The sequence below is a fragment of the Rhodococcus sp. EPR-157 genome, from assembly GCF_001647195.1.
Lineage (GTDB): Bacteria > Actinomycetota > Actinomycetes > Mycobacteriales > Mycobacteriaceae > Rhodococcoides.
The window spans coordinates 1-10,932 of record NZ_LVCV01000567.1; the positions used below are offsets into that span (position 1 = coordinate 1).

The 10,932-nt window shown below is 63.3% G+C and carries 17 protein-coding genes and 1 tRNA gene; 2 read left to right on the top strand and 16 right to left on the bottom strand.

Annotated features, from left to right (window positions below):
• Positions 1-1,002 precede the first annotated feature (1,002 nt).
• The 12 genes from A2J03_RS24890 to A2J03_RS24930 all read right to left on the bottom strand — a co-directional run bounded on the left by A2J03_RS24890 (position 1,003) and on the right by A2J03_RS24930 (position 7,841).
• A complete protein-coding gene (locus A2J03_RS24890) occupies positions 1,003-2,145 on the bottom strand; it encodes a phage major capsid protein (RefSeq protein ID WP_068379440.1) in 1,143 nt (380 codons plus the stop codon).
• A 274-nt stretch (positions 2,146-2,419) separates the two neighbouring features.
• Positions 2,420-2,578, bottom strand: coding sequence for a hypothetical protein (locus tag A2J03_RS30730; protein ID WP_156520571.1), 159 nt, complete (start codon positions 2,576-2,578; stop codon positions 2,420-2,422).
• Positions 2,571-2,825, bottom strand: a complete 255-nt coding sequence (locus A2J03_RS24895) for a hypothetical protein (RefSeq protein WP_068379443.1) — start codon at positions 2,823-2,825, stop codon at positions 2,571-2,573. The genes A2J03_RS30730 and A2J03_RS24895 overlap by 8 nt, the downstream gene beginning before the upstream one ends.
• A 276-nt stretch (positions 2,826-3,101) precedes the next feature.
• A complete protein-coding gene (locus A2J03_RS30195; RefSeq protein ID WP_082898078.1) occupies positions 3,102-3,638 on the bottom strand; it encodes a WhiB family transcriptional regulator in 537 nt (178 codons plus the stop codon).
• Positions 3,635-3,808 (bottom strand): hypothetical protein, encoded by a 174-nt coding sequence (locus tag A2J03_RS30735; protein WP_156520572.1) that lies wholly within the window; start codon positions 3,806-3,808, stop codon positions 3,635-3,637. Before A2J03_RS30735 ends, A2J03_RS30195 begins: the two co-directional genes overlap by 4 nt.
• Positions 3,809-4,010: 202 nt before the next feature.
• Positions 4,011-5,306: a DNA primase family protein gene (locus A2J03_RS24905; protein ID WP_082898082.1), complete on the bottom strand. Its 1,296-nt coding sequence runs from the start codon at positions 5,304-5,306 to the stop codon at positions 4,011-4,013.
• A gap of 65 nt (positions 5,307-5,371) precedes the next feature.
• A complete protein-coding gene (locus tag A2J03_RS31285) occupies positions 5,372-5,758 on the bottom strand; it encodes a DUF2742 domain-containing protein (protein ID WP_197480953.1) in 387 nt (128 codons plus the stop codon).
• A 104-nt stretch (positions 5,759-5,862) separates the two neighbouring features.
• Positions 5,863-6,027 (bottom strand): hypothetical protein, encoded by a 165-nt coding sequence (locus A2J03_RS31290; protein ID WP_197480954.1) that lies wholly within the window; start codon positions 6,025-6,027, stop codon positions 5,863-5,865.
• Positions 6,027-6,287 carry a hypothetical protein gene (locus tag A2J03_RS24915; protein ID WP_068379449.1) on the bottom strand — a complete coding sequence of 87 codons (261 nt, stop codon included), beginning with the start codon at positions 6,285-6,287 and terminating at the stop codon, positions 6,027-6,029. The genes A2J03_RS31290 and A2J03_RS24915 overlap by 1 nt, the downstream gene beginning before the upstream one ends.
• The gene (locus tag A2J03_RS24920) at positions 6,284-7,198 is read right to left on the bottom strand and encodes a tyrosine-type recombinase/integrase (protein WP_082898080.1); all 915 of its coding nucleotides are present in this window, start codon (positions 7,196-7,198) and stop codon (positions 6,284-6,286) included. Before A2J03_RS24920 ends, A2J03_RS24915 begins: the two co-directional genes overlap by 4 nt.
• Positions 7,195-7,509 carry a hypothetical protein gene (locus A2J03_RS24925; protein WP_156520574.1) on the bottom strand — a complete coding sequence of 105 codons (315 nt, stop codon included), beginning with the start codon at positions 7,507-7,509 and terminating at the stop codon, positions 7,195-7,197. The genes A2J03_RS24920 and A2J03_RS24925 overlap by 4 nt, the downstream gene beginning before the upstream one ends.
• Positions 7,510-7,613: 104 nt before the next feature.
• A complete protein-coding gene (locus tag A2J03_RS24930; RefSeq protein ID WP_068379462.1) occupies positions 7,614-7,841 on the bottom strand; it encodes a hypothetical protein in 228 nt (75 codons plus the stop codon).
• Positions 7,842-7,952: 111 nt separating this feature from the next.
• Here A2J03_RS24930 and A2J03_RS30740 point away from each other — a divergent pair, with 111 nt between their 5' ends.
• Both A2J03_RS30740 and A2J03_RS24940 read left to right on the top strand, forming a co-directional pair.
• The gene (locus A2J03_RS30740; RefSeq protein WP_068379465.1) at positions 7,953-8,459 is read left to right on the top strand and encodes a helix-turn-helix domain-containing protein; all 507 of its coding nucleotides are present in this window, start codon (positions 7,953-7,955) and stop codon (positions 8,457-8,459) included.
• A complete protein-coding gene (locus tag A2J03_RS24940; RefSeq protein WP_082898081.1) occupies positions 8,459-9,664 on the top strand; it encodes a tyrosine-type recombinase/integrase in 1,206 nt (401 codons plus the stop codon). Before A2J03_RS30740 ends, A2J03_RS24940 begins: the two co-directional genes overlap by 1 nt.
• 15 nt (positions 9,665-9,679) lie before the next feature.
• Here the strand turns inward: A2J03_RS24940 and A2J03_RS24945 are convergent.
• The 4 genes from A2J03_RS24945 to A2J03_RS24960 all read right to left on the bottom strand — a co-directional run.
• Positions 9,680-9,770: transfer RNA gene (locus A2J03_RS24945), tRNA-Ser, on the bottom strand.
• Between the two features lie 60 nt (positions 9,771-9,830).
• Complete coding sequence (locus A2J03_RS24950; protein WP_068379468.1) at positions 9,831-10,028, bottom strand: CsbD family protein; 198 nt, start codon at positions 10,026-10,028, stop codon at positions 9,831-9,833.
• Between the two features lie 92 nt (positions 10,029-10,120).
• On the bottom strand, positions 10,121-10,573 hold the full coding sequence (locus A2J03_RS24955; protein ID WP_068379471.1) for a nucleoside deaminase: 453 nt from the start codon (positions 10,571-10,573) through the stop codon (positions 10,121-10,123).
• A 2-nt stretch (positions 10,574-10,575) separates the two neighbouring features.
• Positions 10,576-10,932: tRNA adenosine deaminase-associated protein (locus A2J03_RS24960; RefSeq protein WP_197480955.1), on the bottom strand; the 357-nt coding region annotated here is incomplete at its 5' end.

A 10,932-nucleotide genomic window follows, 5' to 3' on the forward strand; every position in this document is an offset into this window, starting at 1 on the left:
ACGCTGGGCGCCGAACGCTGGGCGCCGAACGCTGGGCGCGCCGCAGCGAATGTCTCATTCGGTCACTTGGCGACCTGGACGCGCACCTTCCAGCCCAGGCACGCGTTGCAACTTGCGCGCTCGCTGGAGCCTGCGCGCCGAGCGCCGAACGCTGCGCGCCGAACGCTGGGCGCGCCGCAGCGAATGTCTCATTCGGTCACTTGGCGACCTGGACGCGCACCTTCCAGCCCAGGCACGCGTTGCAACTTGCGCGCTCGCTGGAACCTGCGCGCCGAGCGCCGAACGCTGCGCGCCGAACGCTGGGCGCGCCGCAGCGAATGTCTCATTCGGTCACTTGGCGACCTGGACGCGCACCTTCCAGCCCAGGCACGCGTTGCAACTTGCGCGCTCGCTGGAACCTGCGCGGCCAGCCCGGGAGGTGACCGAATCAGCCGTTCGGTCACCGGGGGGGCGGCTAAAGTACACAAAAAATCTCCCCACCCGACGGATCGGGTGGGGAGATTCTTGGCGGTGGCGGAGGGATTTGAACCCTTAATGGCGTGCTGGCAAGGATGCCATACCCACCTTGAACAGGCGATTTAGGTCATGCTCACTCCGTCTAAATCGGCCTGATTCGTGGTCAACTGTGGTCAAAATGTGGTCACGCCGAGAGGCTGGGTGCAGGCAGTCCATCAGAGGTGAGTTCCTTCGGGAAACTCTCCTCGAACGGGGGCGGGATCGGTGACCGGGCGAGGCTTGGGCTGGTAGGTCTTACCGTTGATTCCGGTGACTTCTACTGTCCCAATTGGGACAGTAGGAAGCTCTCGCTCCACTGTGCCCTTGCCGAGCCCTGTCGCTACGGAGATCGCCCTGATGCTCAACCCTGATTCACGAAGCGAGGCAACAACTTCCGACCGCTCCTCACGGGGTAGTCGGAGCCGGGAGGTTCCGAACTCGCGGGTGCAGACAGCAGAACGCCCCCGCACTGCTTCTCCAGTGCGGGGGCGTTCGCTTGCCTGTGGGTCAGGCTGCTGCGGTGGCGATCTTGACCAGGCCCATGGGTTGCCGTGCACCGGCCGCGTATCGGCCTTCCAGACGCGCTCGTGTCTGGTTGCGCTGCCAGTCGTCACCGACGGCCGAGGACCACTCGAGCTTGACGCCCTGGGTGTCGGTGTCGAGAGCGACCGACCCAGCGGTGAGCAGGTACCCGGACTTCACTGCCGGTGCAGTACTCAATGCGACCGGGACACCCCAGACCCGCTGCGACGCGCGATCGACGGGGCCCGACGAGAATTGGTACCTATCGTTTGCGTCCTGGGTCAGTTCGATCGTCTGCCAATCCTCGGGCCGCAGCACGAAGGCAGACGGGGCGTAGCCGAGCGTCTCCACCTTCGTCACGGCCGTGCGCAGCGTGGCGAGCAGATCACCGGGCAGGTACGCCTGGGTCTGCAGACCCGACGTTGCGTCGATCGTGGACAGCACGAGTGCTTCGACGGCGAGGCGCAATCCGTAGGACAGTTCCGACTGCAGGAACTGTGCGAGCGAGGCGTTGTCGCTGAGCCAGTACTGCGGGATGGGCTCCGACAGGTGTGCCACGACGTCGAGGGTGTCCTCGATGCGCGTCAAGCCGTACGTGGAGGTCGGCTTGAGCGCACCCTCTGCGACGACAGCGGCCGCGTTCGCGCGCGTCGCTTGACGCAGGTAGGCGAACTCGGGCTGCAGGTGCGTGATGACCGGAAGTAGGTCGAGCAGGCCGGTCGCCGGCTGCCCGAGCGCCACCGGGTCCGGTATGAACTCCTGGCCGATGATCGCGGCCCCGGACGGTGCCAGAGCGGCCTTGACCCCTAACGTCCCATCCCCGCCGCTCATTGCGGCTGCAGCCTTGCGAGCCAGCGCTATTCCGCCCTTGCCGGACAGGCTGAGCCGCCTGTTGCCGTCGGCGTTCGCGGTCTCGTCGTCCTGGGGCACGAGCCTTTCGAGCTGCTTGAGGAATCCATTCGGGTCGGTCGCCTTGGCGATCTGACTGTCGAAGCCCTTGGCTTCGGCGATGAATCCCTCGATCTGAGTGTTCTCGGCCGCGGTGAGGTCTCGGCTCTCAGCCTTGACTCGTTCGACAATGTCCTGTGCGGACTTGATAGCGGCCGCACGCTTTTCCTTGAGGTTCATGTTTCTGTCTGCCTTTCAGGCACAACGAATGTTGGAAGTCGAATGCGCTTGGGCGACGGGCGGATTGGGCTGGCCGATCCGAACCCTGCGTGATCAGCGCAGTCCCGGGGGCGGGCCCGTGTACCGATGGTCTAACTCAAGACTTCCCCGAAGGACGGTGGCGGAGTAGGCATGACCGCTGGCCGATCCGAACCCTGCGTGATCAGCGCAGTCCCGGGGGCGGACGGATTGAACCGGCTCACACCACCACTCCTCGAAATGGGGCAAAATAATTCTACCTCGGAGGACGTGAACTCCACCTACTCGCGTCCCAGTGCGTCGCTGCGTCTCGCGGCACCCATCGTCGGATCTCACCGTTGAACTCGGCCACGCCGACCACGACTTCGACCAGATCATCGTCGAGGTCGATGTCCAGCTCGTCGTCCTCAGGCATCGGGCGCGTCCTCCCGGTCGAGCAGGGCCTCGATGTCATGGAGCAGCTTGTCGCGTAGATGTTCGACGCCAACTGTCCGGGTCAGCGCCGCCGCTGACGCCTGAGCTGACGTCATCGCGAGTTTTACATAGCCGTCGGGTTCTGCGCCGGCCTCAGCGAACACAGCGTTCGCGGCGTCGATGTCTTCGTTGACAGCGGCGAGGATGAGCCGCAGGCCTCGGACTTCATCGGCAAGCGTGATGTTCATGGGTGCCTTCTTTCATGGTCGGGAACTGTTGTGTTGGTTTCTGACGTGCAGGTGTCGCACCTGCAGCCCTGGTTGTACCGGGTCCGATTGTGCACGTCGGCCACGGTGGACACCTCCCGTGTACATGTACCGCTCGATGTTCAAGTGAGAAAACGGAGGCAGCCGTGGGACCCCCCGTGCCTGGCCAGCCCCAGCGGCGCGAGCCCCCCTACCCCTGACCTGCGGTTATGTAGCTCGCGGTCACCAGTCCTCGGCCGTGGCCCACGTGCCGGTCCATCAGACCGTCGCCTTTCGCTGGACCGATTGGTTCCGAGCCTTGCCGGCCCAGATGCCGTACGCGCGCCGGCCGAGTTCCCTCGCTGCGTCGTCGCACGCGGCGAGTACCGGGCACTGCGCGCACAGCTCGGCGGCTTCTGCGACACGCAGTTCGAAGCGTTCGTCGCGCTCACCGTGCCGGGGTGGATCGAACAGCTCGTGATGCCCTCGACACGCTGCACCGACGAGGCGCTCGTCGATCAGGGACTCGATCGGCAGTGGGGGCTTGAACAACGAGTGCTGATGAGGCTGCGACCTCGGCGCGCCAGGCTCACGTGCCTGCGGTGCGCTCGCCGCCGGTATGTCGTGCAGTGCCATCGCGCCACGACGGACCTTCTGCGCCCAGCCAGCCCTGGTCGTGCCGACGCCTCTACCGAGCTGCTGGCGCATGACCTTGCTTGCTGCGGAGGCACTGAAACCGGACGGCACGCCGAGTTGGGCAAGTACTGCTGCGGTGTCAGCGACCTGTTCTCGGGTCGGTGGCTGAACTGCGGTCACTTGGGCTCCCAGGCGTAGACAACTCGGTCGACGAACAGATGTGGCTTGCAGATCCGGCACGGAATCGGCCGGCCTTCCGAGTCGGCACCGAGCCAACCGGCGCGGCAGTTCGGGTCGTGTCTTTCGGTCGACGGCTCCTCGATCGTGTCGCCGGTTCGGTCGTGATTCATGCCAGCGCTCCTCGGCGCTCAATTCGCGGGTTTCTCTCAGGTATTGCTCAGGTTCTAGGTTGAACTTCGGCTCAGGGTGGTTCTCGCGTCACTATCCTGAGCTGGGAAAACAGGGTGTTAGTGACGTGAGGGATGTGTCTTCTGTATGAACTGCAGCGCGCCTGCGCGTAGGGGGATACCGGAAACGCATCACTCACGTCACTCACGTCACTCCCTCGGCGGCTCTCAGAGCGATTCCTCGGCGGAATCTGACTCCACCAGTTCCGCGATGGATCGCGAATCCTCTGCGGTCGAGGGTTTCGCCGAACGCCTTCTTTCCGCCGGGTTCCGTACCCTCTTGGTGCGCCCAGGTCGACCAAGCCTCGAAGAGCTTCCCGGAATTGAATTTGACCAAGGGTGAGGACGTGACGCACTCCTCCGCGATCCATCGGCCGATCGCGTCGGCATCCGATTCGTACGCCGCAGTTGCCTCCAGGACGGCCGCAGGCTCCGCGAGACCGATCTCCCGATAGCTCGACCAGCCTGAGATCGCCCACGCCAGCACAGCGTCCGCTGCGACCTCCAAACTCTGCGGCAGTGTCTTGTCCTGCTCAGCTTTCGGGATCACCACATCGAACGGAACGACGCGCAGGCGCGCCCAGATCGCCGGATCATCACCGGAGACTGTCGGCAAATGGTTCGTGACGAGTGCCGCCGTATGCGACGGATCGAACTCGACGAAATCCTGCCGCATGCGTCGAGCTCTAATCCGGTCGCCGCCGGTCAGTCGCTTGACCGTGGCTTCGGCCAACCGCCTGCCTTTGTCCGACTCCGAGACCACCACCCATCGGACGCCCATGAGATCCATTTCCCCGGTCGGGTGTGCGCCCTCCCGGTGCATGAAAAGGTCGGGTTCTGCCGACTTCGCGTAGTCGCCGAGAGCGTGTGCGACTGCGCCATATAACACGCCCTTACCGTTGCGGCCGGAGCCGGTGAGGATCGCGAGGGCATGCTCGAGTACACGTCCGCACAACCCGACCCCGACGTAGCGTTGCAGGAACGCTTGCACCTCGGCGTCCGGCAGCACACGGTCGAGGAACGTCGACCACGTGGTCGAGCTGCTCTGTGGACGCCACGCCGCGCGGGTGACTTTGGTGATGCGGTCGCGCGGATTGTGCCGCGACAGTTCCATCGTCCGCAGATCCAGTGTGCCGCTGGCAGTGTTGAGCAGGTACCCGTCGGCGTCGAGATCGGTCACCGTGAACGCGAATTCCGGTAGGGCAGAAGCCAAGTCGAGCACTCCTGCCACGCCGGATGCGCTCTCGCACTTGCGGACGTCCTCCCTCAACTCCTTGTCGCCCAGGCTCTCGGCGAGGGCGTCGCGCAGCACTTCCAGCACTGCCGCTTTGGCAGCGCCGTGGTTATCCTCAGTCCACCGCGTGCCGTCGAACACGAACCAGCCGATCCCGAAGACGAACATGAGCTGGTCGACGAACAGTCGAGCAAGCCTGTAGGCCATCCTGACCTGCCCTCGGTGGACGTCCTCGGGTAGCACCTGTCCGGGGTGTGGGATCGCGACGCCGCTCACGCGACCACCCGCTGAGCCCACGGGTTCTCGGTGAAGTACTCGTTCCGTCGGCGGATGGACTGTGCCACCGATCCCCAATCGTCCGCGGCCGAGATCGCCCGTGAAGCAGAACGACGCACGTCCTGATCGAGCCATTCGCGGATCGCCCAGCGGTAACCGGCGGCGACGACGCTGTGACGCCACCGACTGTCGTCCTCCGGGAGACCGACCCACGCCGGCGACCCCAGGATCGGGATATCGCCGAGCCGGACAGCCTGGGCGAGGATCGGCGCGAGACGTTCGTGAACTGCCACCACGTCGACCTCGTGCGAGACCGGGCCTCCGATCAGGGCTGAGACGAAGCTATCTACGCTGGTGCCGTTAGAATTGTTGCCGTAGGGCATCGAGGGCCCCTTTCTGGTCGGGCCGGGTGTGAGCGGATTTCTCTGCTCCACCCGGCCTTGCTGTTCAAAGTCACGTCGCGGGTTTCCTTGAACGAGCACAGCTTTCAGGCACCACCCCCCATCGCTTCGGTCAGTGCGGCCACCAGCGCGACAGCCTCGCCGCGGTCCATCGACAGGGCGATCCCGCTGCCGTAGCGGATTCGGATGCGCAGGCCGTCCCTGGTGACACTCACGGGCTCGTCGGAGAGTTCGTCGATCTGCGCGAACATCAGGCATCGCCGCTATCGCGTGACGACCAGTACTCCAGTGCGCCCTTCATGTCGAAGCGCCCAGTGGCTGCCTGGTACTCCTTGGATCGTCGGCGACCCTGCCGCACCCACTGCTTCGGTACCTGGAATCGCTCAGCCCCACCCTGACGGGCGATCTCGTCGCGAAGCTCGGTTTCATCGACACCCAGTAGCAAGGCCATTCCTGCCGTGCTGACAACGGGCTCTGGACCGACGTCCTCGCGAAACAATTCCGCGCTCATCGCAGATCACCGTCGAGGTCGGCTGCCAAAGCATCGACCGAGGCGGCACCACGGCGAGTGTTCGACGCGAGGTACAGCGACGTCGTGTTCAGCGAAGCGTGACCGAGAGCTGCCTGCACGTCCCGAATGTCGGCGCCGAGATCGGCGAGCGAGGTCGCGAACCGATGTCGTAGCGAATGAAACGTATCGTCGATTCCGACCGTGTCATGCAGGAATGCGTTGGTTCGTTTGGATACCTCGTTGGGTGACAGCGCGGCACCCTTTTCGGTGGGGAACAGTGGTCCACGACGTGCTTTGTCCAGGAACGGTTTCACGTAGACGAACAAGTCGGGCGCTACCCGCACCACACGCGGATAACCGCCCTTGCCATCCACCGACAACCACGCGCCGCCGTCCTCCGAACGGCGGAAGTCTGACCCCTTGAGCCTCGAGATCTCACCGGCGCGCAGTCCGCAGTAGCCAGCGAGCAGCAACCACACGAAAATGCGCGCAGATCCCGTGACGATGGCGAGCGAGCGTGCAGCATTCAGAGCACGCTTCATGTCGTCTTCGTCCATCGGCCGCGGTAGACGCCGCCGTAGTTTCGGTTTCGGCAGACGCCGCGCCGGGTCGTTGACAATCAGTTGCTCGTCGAGCGCCCAGACGTAGAACTGTTGAATGTGCGTGGTGTACGTGCAGACCGTTTGCGGCGACTTCTCCTGAAGAGTCAGCTGCCAGTCGTCGAGCTGCTTCGCTGTCGCGTCGAGCAATGGAGTGCCGTCCAGGTACCGCGTGACTCGATTGAGCACCTGCCGGCGATCTCGCATGGTCGGCTTTCGCATTCCACGACGGGACAGGCTGAGCATGTGCCGCTCGATAGCTGAGTCGTTCGTAATAACCTCTGCCGCTTCGGCAATTGCAAGGTGACTCATGTGAGATCACCTGCCAGTCGCATGAGATCCTGTCGTGCCCATGCGAGCGCGGTGATCAGGCGGTCGATCCCGTCGACGTCGAGCATTGCTTCTGTGTCGGGGGTTCGAACCGCGACGAACGGAATGGTGCCGTCGAAGTCGACACGCGCTTCGACGGTGATATCGACGTCGCCGCAACCGAACATCCCTTCGACCCTTCGATGCTGCTCGGCTTCGTACGTGGTCCACTCGATCGCACTGTCGAGCAGGTCTTGTTCGATGAACGCCGCGAACTCTTCGTACGACTGCTGGTGAACGGGGTCTATGCTCATGGTCGAGGTGCTTCCTTGGTAGGTGGTTGGTTCGTTGCCCCCGACTGCGGTTGCCGCCGCGTCGTCGGGGGCATTCTCGATTTCATACGGGTCCGGCGTGTGCATCAGGCGCTCACCGGGCGGTCGTCGGTCCGCTGAAACGTGTTGGCCTCGACGTAGGCGTGCAGGTCGGCCCAGCGGTACAGGACGAATCGTCCGTTCTTCACGAACCTAGGCCCGGTTCCGAGGTACCGCTTCTGTGCTAGCTGCTTTTCTGTCGAGCGTAGGAATGCGGCTGCCTCTTCCGGCGTAGCGAGCGGGGACCGCGCCTCCTGCGATCGTGTGTCAGTCATTTCAGGAAACCTCTCTGACTCTTAGTTATTTCTGGTCGGATCATGCTGAGTTCGAGTTCATTCTTACCGGACGAGTTTCAATCCTGCAAGCCCTGCCCTAAAATCTGCATCATGGCGACAAGACGAGTCGAGATCGGCCCAACCGGCGACACCGTAAGAGAGAACATCGCGACCGTCCGACGCGAACAACAACTCACCCTTCGTGAGCTGTCGGACCGACTGGCGACCAACGGCCGGCCGTTGGCACACAACACGCTGAGCGAGATCGAGCGCGGCGCGAGACGAGTCGACGTCGACGACCTGATGGCAATCGCGGTAGCACTCGACGTATCGCCAATGGCACTTCTCATGCCTGACGTCAGAGATGAGCGAGAGGAAGTATCCATTACTGGCGCTAAACCCATTGCAGCTAAGGATGTTTCATCTTTCATCGAGGGCTACAGATCGCTGTCCGACGGAGGCTTAGACTTCGTGATTCGTTCACAGGAACGCACGGGTCGAATCGGCTCAATCCGTCGATCATCAAAAGCTGACATCGAATACGAAGTGACCATTCGGACGGACGGAAAGACCGTCAAGTGGGCTAGCGAGACCGGCATACTGAAGCCGTTCGGCTGATGGCAACCATCGAGAGCTACGACCTTTCACCAAAGAAGAACGCAGACGGGTCAATTCGGACGAACGCCAAGGGTCAACCGATAGTCGAGACTCGCTACCGCGTCCGCTATCGAATGCCGGATCATCGGCAGACCACCAAACGGGGATTCAAGACCAAACGGGACGCCGAAGCGTTCGCCAACACCGTCGAGGTACAGAAGCTCACCGGCGACTACGTGGCCCCAGTTCTTGGTCGAGCCTCAGTGTCCGGACTTGCACCAGAGTGGTTGCTACGCAAAGAGTCTGACGTAGCACCATCGAACTACAGGACACTCGAATCGGCGTGGCGCAACCACGTGAAAGAGAAGTGGGGAACGGCCAGAATCGCAGAGATTGAACCAGCCGGCGTAGAGCGATGGATTGCCGACATGACGCGTCGTGGTTGCAGCGCGACGACAGTGATTCGAGCGTATGGAGTGTTGGCTGGCATCCTCGACGACGCGGTGAAGTCACGTCGACTGGCGAAGAATCCAGCGCGCGGCGTCGAGAACCTTCCGCGGAAGACGGCCAAACGTCATGTGTATCTCTCTGCTGAGGACGTCGCCCGTCTAGCCCAGGAATCGGGTCAGCATCGTCGCCTGGTGCTCACCAAGGCATACACGGGCCTGCGTTGGGGCGAGTTGATCGCGCTTCGGGTGAAGGACATCGAGTTTCTCAGGCGGCGGCTAAGCGTCCACGACAACGCCGTGCAGCTCGGAGTCGATCATGCCGAGGGCTTGACCAAGAGTCGCCGTGGACGCTCCGTTCCGGTCCCCCAGTTCATCCTCGACGAGCTCGCCCGACAGTGTGAAGGCAAAGGACCGGGCGACCTGGTCTTCCCGGGGCCGGACGGTCGGTACTTACCGCGCCCCAAATCTGACGGCGGATGGTTTGTCGGCGCGGTAAAGCGGGCCAAGGTGCAGACCATCACCCCGCACGATCTGAGGCACACGACAGCAAGCCTGGCGGTCAGCGCCGGGGTGAACGTTCTCGCCCTGGCAAGGATGCTCGGACACACCTCGGCGAAGGTCACCCTGGACACGTACGCGGACCTATTCGATACGGACTTGGACGCTGTCGCGGTGACCATGAATGACACCTATTCACCGGAGAGTGTGGTCAAAGTGTGGTCACGAGACCGCGTCGAGAGCGCCTTAGAGGCACAAAAAAGCTCCCCACCTGCGTAAACAGGTGGGGAGTTTTGGCGGTGGCGGAGGGATTTGAACCCTCGGACGGGGATTACCCGTCACACGCTTTCGAGGCGTGCTCCTTAGGCCGCTCGGACACGCCACCGCGGAAAACTGTACCGCAGTGACGGCCCGAGACTAAATCGCCTGCTCAGGCCTTCGGAAATCAGTTTCCGGTGAGCTTGTCCTTGATGTTGGAGGCTGCGTCCTTGACCTTCTCCGCGCCATCCTTCACTGCGGACGAGAGCTGGTCGCCCTTGCCCTCGGCTTCGAGGTCCTTGTTGCCGGTAGCCGAACCGGTAGCTTCCTTGGCCTTGCCGCCCAGATCCTCGGCCTTGTTACCAATTTTGTCGTCGAGTCCCATTTTGCCTCCTGAGGATGCGTCGTACAGAACGCAGTTTTCGCGTTCCCTGCCCCGGTACTTACCCCCGAGTAGGACCGATAAACATGAGAGTTTCATAAGCGTTTCGCGTCGAAGAACTCGCGCAATGCCGCGCCGCACTCGTCCGCGAGAATCCCGCCGCGCACCTCGGGCCGATGCGCCAGGCGTCGATCACGCACCACGTCCCACAGCGAGCCCACTGCGCCGGTCTTGGGTTCCCACGCGCCGAAGACGACGCGAGAAACGCGCGCAAGGACCAATGCCCCGGCACACATGGTGCACGGTTCGAGGGTCACTGCGAGCGTGCAACCTTCGAGCCGCCAACCGTCGCCGTGCACGGACGCGGCGGCGCGCAGAGCCAGGACCTCGGCGTGCGCCGTCGGATCGCCTGAGGCTTCACGAGCATTGGCCGCCCTGGCCAACTCTCGGCCGTCGGCGTCGAAGACCACAGCGCCGACCGGTACATCCAGCTCGGAGGCGTCACCCGCAGCCGCCAGAGCGGCACGGATGAGCTCGACGTCCGTCACCGCTACCGAGGAAGCTTGTCCAGGACAGCTCCGAGTTCGTCGGGGAATCCGAGGCGCTGCGCGATGGAGCCGAGTTGCTCGTCAGGGTAGAGGTCGGTCTCGGCGACGATGATGCCCATTACCGCCTCAGGAAGCCCGAGATCGGCCAGCAGGCCCATGTCTCCCTCTGGCCACGGCTCGACGTCGTCCAGCTCGTCAGGATCGAAATCCGGAATGTCGATGTTCAGTTCGTCGAGTACATCCGCCGCGATGTCGTACTCGCCCGCAAGACTGGCGTCGGACAACAGGAGACGGGTGCCCGACGGTGCAGGCCGAAGGACGACGAAAAACTCGTCGTCGACGTCCAGTAGACCGAAGAC